At 71.1% G+C, this 10,865-nt stretch carries 17 protein-coding genes; 7 read left to right on the top strand and 10 right to left on the bottom strand.

Annotated elements, in window-relative coordinates:
* The first annotated feature begins 2 nt into the window (after nt 1-2).
* The gene (locus tag BA062_RS31510; RefSeq protein ID WP_110342766.1) at nt 3-1,130 is read left to right on the top strand and encodes a glycerate kinase; all 1,128 of its coding nucleotides are present in this window, start codon (nt 3-5) and stop codon (nt 1,128-1,130) included.
* Between the two features lie 69 nt (nt 1,131-1,199).
* Here the strand turns inward: BA062_RS31510 and BA062_RS31515 are convergent, their stop codons facing one another.
* The 7 genes from BA062_RS31515 to BA062_RS31545 form a co-directional block, all read right to left on the bottom strand.
* Nucleotides 1,200-2,384 (bottom strand): zinc-dependent alcohol dehydrogenase, encoded by a 1,185-nt coding sequence (locus tag BA062_RS31515; protein ID WP_110342767.1) that lies wholly within the window; start codon nt 2,382-2,384, stop codon nt 1,200-1,202.
* Nucleotides 2,385-2,436: 52 nt separating this feature from the next.
* Nucleotides 2,437-3,111 carry a DUF6766 family protein gene (locus tag BA062_RS31520; RefSeq protein WP_110342768.1) on the bottom strand — a complete coding sequence of 225 codons (675 nt, stop codon included), beginning with the start codon at nt 3,109-3,111 and terminating at the stop codon, nt 2,437-2,439.
* A gap of 103 nt (nt 3,112-3,214) precedes the next feature.
* A complete protein-coding gene (locus BA062_RS31525) occupies nt 3,215-3,619 on the bottom strand; it encodes a hypothetical protein (protein WP_146240108.1) in 405 nt (134 codons plus the stop codon).
* 114 nt (nt 3,620-3,733) lie between these two features.
* Nucleotides 3,734-4,030, bottom strand: coding sequence for a HesB/IscA family protein (locus BA062_RS31530; protein WP_110342903.1), 297 nt, complete (start codon nt 4,028-4,030; stop codon nt 3,734-3,736).
* Between the two features lie 89 nt (nt 4,031-4,119).
* Nucleotides 4,120-4,758: a UdgX family uracil-DNA binding protein gene (locus BA062_RS31535; RefSeq protein WP_110342770.1), complete on the bottom strand. Its 639-nt coding sequence runs from the start codon at nt 4,756-4,758 to the stop codon at nt 4,120-4,122.
* A gap of 2 nt (nt 4,759-4,760) precedes the next feature.
* Nucleotides 4,761-5,207 (bottom strand): hypothetical protein, encoded by a 447-nt coding sequence (locus BA062_RS31540; protein WP_110342771.1) that lies wholly within the window; start codon nt 5,205-5,207, stop codon nt 4,761-4,763.
* Entirely contained in the window at nt 5,204-5,674 is a 471-nt protein-coding gene (locus tag BA062_RS31545) for a hypothetical protein (protein ID WP_110342772.1), read from the bottom strand. Before BA062_RS31545 ends, BA062_RS31540 begins: the two co-directional genes overlap by 4 nt.
* Before the next feature lie 250 nt (nt 5,675-5,924).
* On the opposite strand from BA062_RS31545, the gene BA062_RS31550 reads away from it, so the two are divergent.
* The 6 genes from BA062_RS31550 to BA062_RS31575 all read left to right on the top strand — a co-directional run bounded on the left by BA062_RS31550 (nt 5,925) and on the right by BA062_RS31575 (nt 9,207).
* Entirely contained in the window at nt 5,925-6,347 is a 423-nt protein-coding gene (locus BA062_RS31550; protein WP_110342773.1) for an anti-sigma factor antagonist, read from the top strand.
* A gap of 71 nt (nt 6,348-6,418) precedes the next feature.
* Nucleotides 6,419-6,883, top strand: a complete 465-nt coding sequence (locus BA062_RS31555) for a GtrA family protein (protein ID WP_110342774.1) — start codon at nt 6,419-6,421, stop codon at nt 6,881-6,883.
* Complete coding sequence (locus BA062_RS31560; protein WP_110342775.1) at nt 6,880-7,233, top strand: YidH family protein; 354 nt, start codon at nt 6,880-6,882, stop codon at nt 7,231-7,233. Before BA062_RS31555 ends, BA062_RS31560 begins: the two co-directional genes overlap by 4 nt.
* On the top strand, nt 7,230-7,529 hold the full coding sequence (locus tag BA062_RS31565) for a DUF202 domain-containing protein (RefSeq protein WP_110342776.1): 300 nt from the start codon (nt 7,230-7,232) through the stop codon (nt 7,527-7,529). Before BA062_RS31560 ends, BA062_RS31565 begins: the two co-directional genes overlap by 4 nt.
* 197 nt (nt 7,530-7,726) lie before the next feature.
* Nucleotides 7,727-8,368, top strand: coding sequence for an RNA polymerase sigma factor ShbA (shbA, locus tag BA062_RS31570; protein ID WP_110342777.1), 642 nt, complete (start codon nt 7,727-7,729; stop codon nt 8,366-8,368).
* A gap of 326 nt (nt 8,369-8,694) precedes the next feature.
* Complete coding sequence (locus BA062_RS31575) at nt 8,695-9,207, top strand: ANTAR domain-containing protein (RefSeq protein WP_110342778.1); 513 nt, start codon at nt 8,695-8,697, stop codon at nt 9,205-9,207.
* Nucleotides 9,208-9,216: 9 nt separating this feature from the next.
* Here BA062_RS31575 and BA062_RS31580 read toward each other — a convergent pair whose 3' ends face one another.
* From BA062_RS31580 to BA062_RS31590, 3 genes are all read right to left on the bottom strand, one after another.
* Complete coding sequence (locus BA062_RS31580; RefSeq protein WP_110342779.1) at nt 9,217-10,197, bottom strand: TIGR03557 family F420-dependent LLM class oxidoreductase; 981 nt, start codon at nt 10,195-10,197, stop codon at nt 9,217-9,219.
* 36 nt (nt 10,198-10,233) lie between these two features.
* The gene (locus BA062_RS31585) at nt 10,234-10,533 is read right to left on the bottom strand and encodes a WhiB family transcriptional regulator (RefSeq protein ID WP_110342780.1); all 300 of its coding nucleotides are present in this window, start codon (nt 10,531-10,533) and stop codon (nt 10,234-10,236) included.
* Between the two features lie 73 nt (nt 10,534-10,606).
* Nucleotides 10,607-10,801: a hypothetical protein gene (locus BA062_RS31590; protein WP_110342781.1), complete on the bottom strand. Its 195-nt coding sequence runs from the start codon at nt 10,799-10,801 to the stop codon at nt 10,607-10,609.
* Nucleotides 10,802-10,865: the final 64 nt, after the last annotated feature.

Here is a 10,865-nt window from a genome sequence, read left to right on the forward strand (position 1 = left end):
GGATGCGCGTGGTGATCGCACCGGACAAGTTCAAGGGCAGCCTGACGGCCGTCGAGGCGGCCGAGGCCATCGCGCGGGGGGTGCACGACGTGCTGCCCGACGCCGAGGTGACGCAGTGCCCGGTGGCCGACGGCGGCGAGGGCACGCTCGACGTCCTGCTCGCCGCGGGCGGCAAGCGCGTGGACCTGCGCGTGACCGGCCCACTGTCGCAGCAGGTCGACGCCTGGTACGTGGTGCTCGACGGCACCGCCTACCTGGAGTCGGCGCGCGCATGTGGCATCGAGTACGTCGAGCCCTCCCCCGAGGTCGCGCTCGCCGCCCACACCTACGGCGTCGGCGAGCTCGTCGGGCATGCGATCGCGGGCGGCGCGCGCCGCGTGGTGCTCACCGTCGGCGGAACGGCCAGCACCGACGGCGGCTCCGGCATGCTGCGCGCGCTCGGGGCCGTGCTGCTCGACCGTGAGGAGCGACCGTTCGAGTTCGGCGGCGGACCGCTCGGCGCGGTCGTCACCGTGGACCTCACCGCCGTGCGTGAGCAACTCGGCGACGTGGACGTGCGCGTGGCCACCGACGTCACCAACCCGCTGCTCGGCCCCGATGGCGCCGCCGCGGTCTTCGGCCCGCAGAAAGGCGCGGGCCCGCGCGAGGTCGAGGTGCTGGAGATGTCGCTGCGCGCGTGGGCGGACGCGCTCCAGCGGGCGGGCGCCGTCCCGGTCGGCGACGTGCCCAGCGCGGGCGCGGGCGGCGGTGTCTCGGGCGGCGCGATGGCGGCGCTGAACGCGCGGGCGGAGTCTGGCTTCGCGATGGTCGCCGAGCTCACCGGTGTCGCCGACGCCCTGCCGGGCGCCGAGCTGGCGATCACCGGGGAGGGCTCGCTCGACCGGCAGAGCCTCTCGGGCAAGGCCCCGGCGGGCATCGCCGCGATGGCCCGCGAGCACGGCGCCGCCGTGCTCGCGGTCGCCGGGCGCGTCGCGCTGGAACCCGAGGAGCTGGCCGCGGCGGGCATCGCGGGCAGCCGGGCGCTCATCGACCACGCCGAGTCGCTGGAACACGCCCAGCGCGAGGCGTTCCCCCTCCTGCGCGCGCAGAGCGCGGAACTGGTGAGGGAGTGGCTCACCACGCGCGCTTAAGGCCATTGCAGTGAAGGCCACCCTCACTGCGTTGACCGCAGTGAAGGTGGCCTTCACTGCGGTCGGGCATCAGGGCTTGAGGACCACCTTGATCGCGCGGTCCTGCTTCTTCTGGAAGATCTCGTAGGCGTGCGGCGCGTCGTCCAGCGGCAGCTGGTGCGTGGCGAGGTCCTCGACCCCGAGCGGGTCGCTCTCGCCGGTCACGAGCGGCATGACGTCGTCGATCCACGCGCGCACGTTGGCCTGGCCCATGCGCAGCTGGATCTGCTTGTCGAACAACGTCATCATCGGCATCGGGTCCACCATGCCGCCGTACACACCGGACAGTGAGATCGTGCCGCCCCTGCGCACGATGTCGATCGCGAGGTGCAGCGCGCTGAGCCGGTCAACGCCCGCCTTCTCGGTGAGTTTCGCGGCGACGGGGTTCGGCAGCAGGCTCGCGAACTGCTGGGCGAGCGCGCCGAACGGCGCACCGTGCGCCTCCATGCCGACGGCGTCGATCACCGAGTCGGTGCCCCTGCCGTCGGTGCGGTCGCGGATGTAGTCGGCGAGGTGCTTGTGCTCGCGCAGGTCGATCGTGTCGATCCCGTTCCGCCGGGCCATCTCCAGCCGTTCGTCGACGAGGTCGACGCCGAGAACCGTTGCGGCGCCACGGAACTTGGCGATCCGTGCCGACATCTGCCCGATCGGCCCGAGCCCGAGCACCGTCACGCTGCCGCCCTGCGGAATGCCCGCGTATTCCACGGCCTGCCACGCCGTCGGGACCACATCGGACAGATACAGGAAGCGTTCGTCCGGCTGCCCCTCCGGGACCTTGATCGGACCGAACTGCGCCTGCGGCACGCGCAACAGCTCGGCCTGCCCGCCGGGCACGTGCCCGTACAGCTTGGTGTAGCCGAACAGCGCGGCGCCCTTGCCGTGCTCGCGTACCTGCGTGGTCTCGCACTGCGTGTAGAGCTTCTGGTCGCAGTACCAGCAGTGCCCGCACGCGATGTTGAACGGGATCACGACGCGGTCGCCCTTGCTCAGGTTCGGCACGGCGCTGCCGACCTCCTCGACGACGCCCATCGGCTCGTGCCCCAGGATGTCGCCCTGGCTCATGAACGAGCCGAGCACCTCGTACAGGTGCAGGTCGGAGCCGCAGATGCCCGTGGAGGTCACCCTGATGACCGCGTCCGTCGGCTCACGGACCCGCGGATCAGGCACCTCCTCCACCCGGACGTCCCGCTTGCCCTGCCAGGTCACGGCTTTCATCTGGAGTCTCCTTCCGCGTCGGTCTCCCCGTGCGGCGGATACCCCGGGATGCTCAGCCCGACTCATCCGTCACCGTGTGAGAGGCGCCCACGGGCTTCGACTCGGGCGAGCCGCGCTCGCGCAGGTACACGCTCAGGATCGCCATCGACCCGATCGCGAGGAACTCCGACTGCCAGTTCTGCAGGGTGCGGCTCCAGAAGTCGGCGGAGGTCACGTACTGCGGCCAGGTGAGCGGATCGGTGAAGTCGGCGAGCTGCTCGGCGTTGAACGCGCTCATCCCGGCCACCGACTGCGCGAGCCAGGACGAGAGGAACAGCACGCCCATCACCAGGCCCAGCGAACGCGCGAACAGCACCGTGCGCCAGCCGCCGGTGCGCGCCCAGCGCGGAGAGCTCTCGGTGACGTGCCTGCCCACCAGCTGGTCCTCGTCGGATTCCCGGCCGATGCGGCCGAGCTGTTTCGACTCGGGTGAGCCGCGCTGGACGAGCCACACCGTGGCCATCACGTACAGGAAGAACTGCAGGTACTCGGACTGCCAGTTCTCGGCGACGTCGACGGCGAAGTCCGACGACGTCACGTAGGCCCAGAAGCTCACCGGGTCGCCGCCGCGCGCGAGCTGCCGGTTGACGTAGTCGGCGTGTCCCGCGAACGTCTGCCCTACGAGGGAGCCGAGGAACAGCAGCCCGAACACCACCGAGAGCCCGTTGTCCCGCAGGAACCGCCGCATGGCTCATCAACTCCCCGTCACCAGCGCAGCAGGCCGACCACGACGAAGTAGGCACAGCCGCCGAGCACCACGGCCAGGTAGAGCAAGAACATCAGCCGCGCTCTCATGGGCCGCCCACCTCGCAGTCGTAGGGCCGCTCGCCCTGGTGCTCACAGCCGGCACCGGTGATGCGCCAGCCCGACGCGAACTCGTGCAGGAACACGGTGTCGGCCTTGGTGCGGACCTGTGCCTCGGTGCCCCAGACCCGCACCGAGACCACCGGTTCCGCGGGCAGGTGCAGCGCCGGCAGCGCCGCTTCGCAGGACCGGCCGCTCGCCGACTCCAGGTCGGAGCTGACCTGCTCGGCGAGCAGCGCGCAGGCGGCGGCCGCATCGGGATTGCCGAGTGCGTGCAGGAAGTCGTCGGCGACGGACTGGGCGGAGCGCTCGGCCGCGGCACCACAGCCTGCGACGAGCAGTACGGCGAGCATGCCCACGGCGAGCGTGGGCCTACCGCGATGTCCTCCCACGAAGAATCATTCTACGCCGACTGTCCACTTGGGAGCATGCGGAGATTTTCACCGGCAGGCGAGGGCACCGGCGGCCACGGGCTGTGGTCCGCCGGTGACCGGCGCCGGACCTGATCAGGCTTCGGGCTGCTGCATCACCGCGAAGTTCAGCTGGCCCTGCTCGTCCTGCTGGACGTCCAGCACCTTGTCGTCGAGGAAGGAAGCCGCTTGTGGTTCAAGGAAAACCCGGGCACCGCTGTCGGTGCCGAGCACCTCGTCGCCGTCCTCCGGCGCCGGGGCGATCGACAGCGCGAGCTGCGCTCCCGCGTCACTCTCCTCCCGTACCGCGAACCGCAGGCCGGCAGCCTGCTGTCCGTCCTGGGAGGTCAGAGCGCTGATCGCCTCGACGGCAGCGTCAGTCATCGCAAGCATGTTCGACGTGTCCCTTCGGTCGCTGTCGTGCTGCCACCCCCCACCGTAGGGGGACCCGGCCGCGCGCGCCGCCCGGCCACCCCCGCGCGTCACGCCGCTTTCGTCGCTTTTGCCACGACCCGAAGGTCTTTCACGAGCTCCTGGTACGCCTGTTCTCGATCTTCGGCGGGCGCGCGCAGGATCGCCGAAGGGTGCGCCGTGGCGAGCACCCGTGCCTCGCCGCCGGGCAGGTCGAGCAGTTCGCCCCGCTGTTGGCTCACCCGGAAATCCGTGCCCAGCAAGGATTGTGCGGCCGTCGCGCCGAGACACACGACGACGCCGGGCGTGACGGCCTCCAGTTCGGCGACGAGCCACGGCCGGCACGCGACGATCTGCCCGCGCGAGGGTTTCTTGTGAATACGGCGTTTCCCCCGCTCCGCGGGGGTGAAACGGAAATGTTTCACCGCGTTGGTCACGTAGACGCCGCCGCGGTCGATCCCGGCGTCCTTCATCGCCTTGTCGAGCAGGCCGCCCGCGGGCCCGACGAACGGCTTGCCCGTCGCGTCCTCCCGGTCACCGGGCACCTCGCCCACCATGAGCACGCGCGCGTTCTGCGGGCCTGCCCCGAACACGGTCTGCGTGGCATCGGCATACAGGTCGCACCCTCGGCAGCGCCCGGCGGCCTCGCGCAGCTCGGCCAGCCCGCGACCCTCCGGCAGGTAACGTTGCGCGCCCTCGTACTTGACCACCGTCAGTCCGGACCTCCGCTCAACACGTCCGCCCAGAGCAGTACGTGCAGCGCCGCGTCGAGCCTGGCGAGCGGATCGGGGTCGCCGGCCACGAGGCCGAGCTGGAACCCGGCGTCGGCGGGGTCGTCGTTGAGGGAGGCGAGCACCGCGCGCAGCACAGCCCTCAGCGCAGGCTGTACGTCGTCGATGGGCACCGTCGTGTCCTCGTCGTCGAACACGTCGACCACGAAGACGCCCTCCTCGTCGCCGTCGGCGCCCGCCCGCTCGCGCAGGGCGCGCGCGACGATCGCCACGAGCTCGCGCAGCACGAGGTCGTAGAGGTGCCGGTGCGGGGCGGTCCGGCCCAGCAGCCGCGTGAGCAGTGCGGTCAGCTCGTCGAGGTCACCCAGCCTCGCCACGGTCAGCAGCTGGCCCGTGAGCCCGTGAACGCCCAGCCCACCCGTGCTCACCGCTGCTCACTTCCGGGGACCCTGATGGCGTCGGCGACCGAGCCGCCCGCCTGGTCGGCGTTCTGCCCCCGGCGGATCGCGGGCGTGCTCGGTTCGCCGGATTCATCCGCGGGCGCGACCGGTTCGACGTCCTCGGCGACATGGTCGATCGAGTCGTCCAGCTCGGTGGCCGGGGTGGCGGCCACCGGGCGCTCTGGCACCGGCGGCTCGTTCTCCCCGACGTCGGGGCGCTCCTCACTCAGCCGCTCGTCGAGGCTCTCGCCCTGCTGCTGCTCGAACGGCGTCGTTCCGGACCGGTTCGCCTCACTCCACCGCTCAGGGGGCTCGACGCCCTCCTCCAGCGGGTCGACCTTGAGCCGGTCCTCGTCGAGGTCCTCCGCGCTGTTCAGGGCCGCCGGATCGGTTTCGGCGGCGTCCGGCATCCCGGTGTCCTGCGGAGGCGTCGCGGAATCCTTGCCGTCGTCCATGTGGCCTTCCCTCCCAACAGCTCGGGTACGGCTGTACCCGTGGTGCCGAGCGGACAAACTCGAGCCGGGACGGTGTCGTGGCCCTCACTGAGCGAGGTTGCGAAGAACCTGGGAGGATTCCTACGGTTGGAACCACGGTTGAGCACACAGCCGAATACCCCGGGACGGGCCCCGCCACACGACGCGTGCGGCTCCGGCGGCTCCGTCGAGTCCGTGTGATCCCGATCCGAAACCCTGCGGAGGGACAACCGTGCCAAGCACCGAACCGAATGGCCTGACAGCGCAGTCGCCGGCGAACACCCGCACCACCTCACGGGACGCGCACGGCATGCGCATCGAGGCCTCCCACCGGGAGGACGGCGTGGTGCTGGCTCGCGTCTCCGGCGAGGTCGATCTGCTGTCAGCACCTGAACTGCGCAAGTGGATCCAGGACGAGGTCTCGCCGCCCAGCGGCCTCGTCCTCGACCTCGACGGGATCGGCTTCCTCGGCTCCGCCGGGCTGTCCGTGCTCGCCGAGCTCACCGAGCGCTCGCTGGGCGAACGCCTGCGCTGGGCGATCGTCGCCACGAGCCGCGTCGTGCTGCGTCCGCTCGAGGCGACGGGGCTCGCCGCGCAGATGCCGGTGTACGCCGGTATCGAGGAAGCCCTTGGCTCCGTGCGCGCCGCCGACTGAGCCGAACGCCACACGTCAGCAGGGCCTTTGGTAACTTCTGGGCTTGCTGAGGCCCGAGTAGCCTCGACTCCATGTCTTCGGTGTGTGCGTCGGCGGGCGAGCACCTGCTCGCCACGCTGACGCGCCTCCGGCACGAGTTCGGCAGGCACGCCCTGCTCTACGTCGCGGCAGGCACCGTGACCACGCTGCTGCAGGCGCTCGTGTACCTCGCCGTCCGTGCGCCCCTGGGCGCGCAGGCGGCCAACCTCGTGGCGATCGGCCTGACGACGGCGGCCAACACGGAGTTCCACCGGCTGGTCACGTTCGCGGGCAGCACGACACCGCCAGCCCGGCGGCACCTGCAGACCGTGCTGACCTTCGGCTACTACGCGGGCGCCGGTTCCGCCGCGCTCGTCCTGCTGCACGCGCTGAACGCCGCGCCGTCGCCGGAGCTGGAGACGGTGGTGCTCGTGGCGACCAGCCTCGCGGGCGGCATCTGCCGGTTCCTGTTACTCCGTTCGTGGGTGTTCGCGCGACCCGTCAAGATGATCAGGTGACAGAACGCGACGAGCAGCCGGCCGAGACCGAGCCCGACTACCGGTTCACGCTGGCCAACGAACGGACCTTCCTCGCGTGGATCCGGACCGCGCTCGGCCTCGTGGCGGGCGGGGTCGCGGTGCAGCAGCTCGTGCCCGGGCTGGCCACGGCAGGCGCCAGGACCGCGCTCGCGATCCTGTGCATCACGCTGGCCGCCGTGCTCGCCGCGGCCAGCTACCCGCGCTGGCGCACGGTGCAGCTGGCCATGCGCCGCGGCGCCCCGCTGCCGCGCAGCGTGCTGCTGATCGTGCTCGCGTGCGGCATCTCGGCGCTCACGGTCTTCGCCGCCGTGCTGGTGCTCGTCGGATGACGGACGGACTCCAGCCCGAGCGCACGGGACTCGCGTGGCAGCGCACCTCGCTCGCCGCTGGTGCGTGCGCGGTGCTGCTCCTGCACGCGGCCGCCCGCCACGGCTGGGGCACGCTGACCGCGCCGGCCGCCGTCGCGGGTCTGACCGCGATCGCGCTCGCGATTCTGGGCTGGCGGCGGGACCGGGTTCTGCGCCACCACGCGGAGCCACCCGCGGCCGGCCGTGGGCTGTACGTCGCCGTCTCCTCGCTGACGGCCGCCACGGCGCTGACGAGCCTGCTGGTGTTCCTGCGCTAACAGCGGATGGCGTTCGTGCAATCGGGGCAACTTTTGTTGATATCTGGATTACCCGGCTGGAGGCATCTAGCATTACGCTCAGTGGTCACCGAGCAGGCTGGCTCCCCGCACCTCCCGCTCGTGGCTGAAACCCCGACACGAAGCCGTCCTGGACCCCGGCGGCAGCAACCGCATTGTTCATGGTCTGGGAGCCGGCTATGCAAAGCGTCGCCACCACTCTTGCCCCTGTCGCCGCGAAGGCGGACGACGAACCGAACAGGGGCGAGCAGCAACTCACCAAGGCGGAACTCGATCCCGTGGTGCAATCCGCCGCCACAGGGGATCACGCCGCGGTGAGCAGGCTGCTCACGATGATCACCCCGATCGTCACGCGGTACTGCCGCGCGCGCCTCGGCAGACGGGACCTGTCGTACGTGTCCGCGGACGACGTCGCACAGGAGACGTGCGTCGCCGTCCTCAAAGCGCTGCCGAGCTACCAGGACCGGGGTGGTTCGTTTCTCTACCTGGTCCACGCCATCGCGTCCAACAAGGTCTCGGACGCGTTCCGGCTCGTGTCCCGCGAGCGGTCGGATCCGACGCCGGACGTGCCGGAGCCGGGCACCGGCGACAACGAACCGGAGCGGCACGCGCTGAACGCCGACCTGGGCCACCGGCTCAACAGCCTGCTCGGCTGTCTGTCGCACAACCAGCGCGAGATCGTGATCCTCCGCATCGTCGTCGGCCTCTCGGCAGGCGAGACCGCCGAGGCCCTCGGCCTCTCCCCCGCGAACGTGCGCACGTCGCAACATCGTGCGCTGGCAAGGCTTCGCGCGCTCGTCAGCCAGGACGGCGGGTTCTGAACCCGCGCCGGGGTGATCACAGCAAGGGCCGCCGTGCGGCCAGGTGAGCACCCTCTTTACAGTTGACGCAACAAGCGGTTGAGCAAGCAGCCGCAGCGCGCCAGGCGAGCATCCGGCCGGATCCGAGAGCCGCCTGGCGTTCGTGCGAAGCGAGGCGCTGCGTGCTCCGCACCAACCGCGGTCCTTCCCGGTTGGTCTGAACCGTGAGTGTCCTCGCGTCCGTGCCTGTCTTCGCGACTGCCGACCGAGGGAGCCACCATGACACCACAGCCGTTCCAGCCGATCCCGCCGCGCGCCCCGGCGCTCTGAGCCCGGCGGTCCGACGCGTGGGTCACACCCCGGACAACCGACGCTCCGGCTCTCCCGACGACGCGGATCTGCTCGCCCAGGTCACCCACCTGGAGAACGAACTCGAAGGCTTACGTCGCGCGTTGCGCACGCGCGCGACCATCGAGCAGGCGATGGGCGTGCTCGTGGTCTCGCACCGCTGCACGCCGCAGGAGGCCTTCCAGGTCCTCGTCCGGCTGTCGCAGCAGTACAACATCAAGCTGCACCGCATCGCGCAGGCGCTCCTCCAGCTGGCGCAGCGCGTCGAGCAGGCCCAGCTGGAACCGTTGCTCCACGAGGCTGCCGCGACGGGCTCGATCCCGCTCGACGGCGACGGCGCCGGTGCGCCGGCAGGGGGCGACCGGGCCGTGCTCGACCTGGTGCGGACGCTCGCCGAGGCGGACAGCGACGACGACATCGACAAGACCCTCACCGAGCTCTACCAGTCGCTGGTGGAACGCGGCTGGGTGCCGCCGTACGACGTGCTCAGCCGCCTGCGCGTGCGGAGCTGACGGAGCGGCTCAGGACGCTGCTTCCCGCAGCGCGGGCAGCAGCGTCCGCTTGGCGGCGTCGAGGAACTCGGCTTGGTGGTCGCCACCGATCTGCACGAGCGCGAGATCGGTGAAGCCCGCCTCCCAGAACGGGCGCGCGGCCTCGACGACGGTCTGCGGGTCGGACCCGCAGGCCAGCGCCCCCTCGACGTCGTCCTCGCTCACGAACTGCGTGGCGCCCGCGAAGGCGGAGGTGCCCGGCAGCTCCGCGTTGACCTTCCAGCCGCCCGCGAACCACCGGAACTGTTCGTGGGCCCTGCGCACGGCGGCCTTCTTGTCCTGGTCCCAGCACACCGGCAGCTGGCCGATCTTGCGCGAGGTCTCCAGCCCGGCGTCGGAGCGTTCGGTGTCCCACTGCGAGCAGAGCCGGCCGTCTGGCTCCACCGCGATCAGCGCGTCCGACACCGGCGCGAACCTGCCCACCGACTGCGCGCCCGATACGGCCACACCCACCGGGACCCTGCGCTCCGGCAGGTCCCACAGCTTGGCGGAGTCGACGCGGAAGTGCTCACCGGCATAGTTGGTGTAGCCGCCGTCGAAGAGGCCGTTGATGATCTGCAACGCCTCGCCGAGCATCTCGTGCCGGACGTTGGCAGGCGGCCAGCCCCGGCCGATGACGTGCTCGTTGAGGTTCTCGCCCGCGCCGAGCCCGAGCAGGAACCGCCCGCCGGACAGGAGCTGGACCGTCGCGGCCTTCTGCGCCACGACCGCCGGGTGGTACCGCACGATCGGGCACGTCACGAACGTCATGAGCTCGACCCGCTCGGTCGACTGCGTCACCGCCCCCAGCGTGCTCCACGCGTACGGCGCATGGCCCTGCTCGTCGAGCCAGGGCGAGTAGTGGTCGCTCATCACCTCGAAGTCGAAGCCGGCCTGTTCCCCCGCCGCCGCGTCGGCGACGAGCTGCCTCGGGCCGGCCTGTTCGGTGAGCAGGGTGTATCCGAAACGCAAAGCTCCCCCTTCGTCGCATGACTGCGCCGGGTGGTGTCAGTGGGCCGCCGGCTCCAGCTTCTTCCGCCGCGCGATCGCGTCCCGCCGCTCGGTCTCGTCCAGACCACCCCAGACGCCGAACGGCTCCTGGACGGTCAGTGCGTGATGGCGGCACTGGACGATCACCGGGCAGGTCCGGCAGATCTCCTTCGCGCGGGCCACCCGGTCGGCTCGCGCGAACCCGCGCTCTCCGTCAGGATGGAAGAACACGGAGCTGTCGAGATTGCGGCAGTTGCCATGCCGCTGCCATTCCCAGACCTCCGCGACCGGGGTAGGCAGGCGGGACGTATCGGTCATGCGGTCACCTCCGTGAAACGTGCGCTGCGCGCGTCGCGCGCGCGGTGTACCCCGGTTGCCCGGAACTCACACCTCATTCCGGGCCACCCGTGGTGGCCGGGCCGTCCTCCTCGTCGAACGGCACCGATGCGGCCTGCTCAGCGGCGTCGGCGGGATCCGCCTCGAGCGGCACGGCGACCTCCGAGGGCGTGCCCGCGTCGCCTTCGCCGACGGGCCGGCGCTGTTCGTCGGCATCCGCGTGGGGGACCAGGTCGTGGTTGTCGCTCATGATCGGGAGGTACCCCCACCTGTCCGATTCCAATCAGCAACGATCCGGGGTTACCGCCGGTATC

Origin of the sequence: Prauserella flavalba (genome assembly GCF_003202235.1) — a bacterium.
GTDB lineage: Bacteria > Actinomycetota > Actinomycetes > Mycobacteriales > Pseudonocardiaceae > Prauserella_A > Prauserella_A flavalba.

Excerpts from the sequence above, each read along its gene's own strand:
- BA062_RS31510 (WP_110342766.1), top strand. The coding sequence starts at position 3 with ATGCGCGTGGTGATCGCACCGGACAAGTTCAAGGGCAGCCTGACGGCC.
- shbA (WP_110342777.1), top strand. The coding sequence starts at position 7,727 with ATGCAAAGCGTCGCCACCACTCTTGCCCCTGTCGCCGCGAAGGCGGAC.
- BA062_RS31520 (WP_110342768.1), bottom strand. The coding sequence starts at position 3,111 with ATGCGGCGGTTCCTGCGGGACAACGGGCTCTCGGTGGTGTTCGGGCTG.
- BA062_RS31530 (WP_110342903.1), bottom strand. The coding sequence starts at position 4,030 with ATGCTTGCGATGACTGACGCTGCCGTCGAGGCGATCAGCGCTCTGACC.
- BA062_RS31515 (WP_110342767.1), bottom strand. The coding sequence starts at position 2,384 with ATGAAAGCCGTGACCTGGCAGGGCAAGCGGGACGTCCGGGTGGAGGAG.
- BA062_RS31585 (WP_110342780.1), bottom strand. The coding sequence starts at position 10,533 with ATGACCGATACGTCCCGCCTGCCTACCCCGGTCGCGGAGGTCTGGGAA.
- BA062_RS31565 (WP_110342776.1), top strand. The coding sequence starts at position 7,230 with ATGACGGACGGACTCCAGCCCGAGCGCACGGGACTCGCGTGGCAGCGC.
- BA062_RS31555 (WP_110342774.1), top strand. The coding sequence starts at position 6,419 with ATGTCTTCGGTGTGTGCGTCGGCGGGCGAGCACCTGCTCGCCACGCTG.
- BA062_RS31590 (WP_110342781.1), bottom strand. The coding sequence starts at position 10,801 with ATGAGCGACAACCACGACCTGGTCCCCCACGCGGATGCCGACGAACAG.
- BA062_RS31545 (WP_110342772.1), bottom strand. The coding sequence starts at position 5,674 with ATGGACGACGGCAAGGATTCCGCGACGCCTCCGCAGGACACCGGGATG.